This window comes from Stenotrophomonas sp. GbtcB23 (genome assembly GCF_019091045.1).
Classification (GTDB): Bacteria; Pseudomonadota; Gammaproteobacteria; order Xanthomonadales; family Xanthomonadaceae; genus Stenotrophomonas; species Stenotrophomonas rhizophila_A.
In genome coordinates this window covers 1-229 of the sequence record NZ_JAGXKC010000780.1, presented here as the reverse complement: position 1 = coordinate 229, position 229 = coordinate 1, and the positions used below count along the sequence as shown (strand labels likewise).

Here is a 229-nt window from a genome sequence, read left to right as displayed (position 1 = left end):
ACGGGCCGCGCATGCTGCCCACCAAGGCGTCCACCGCCGCCCCCGACGTCTGCATCGCCGGCCGCGCCAACTTCGACCACCGCAGTTTCCGCCTCAACTTCGAACTGACGATGATGATCAGCAGCCCCGAGTGCGTAGCGGAACTGGAGAAAATCCACATCGCGGAGTTCGCCGCTTCCACGCCCGTGCGCAACGACCGCCAGCGCTCGCTGTGGCTGCACCGGGTCCC

At 67.7% G+C, this 229-nt stretch carries 1 pseudogene; it reads left to right on the top strand.

Annotated elements, in window-relative coordinates:
* A pseudogene (locus KVS69_RS20900) lies at positions 1-229 on the top strand (cardiolipin synthase); the annotation flags it as partial.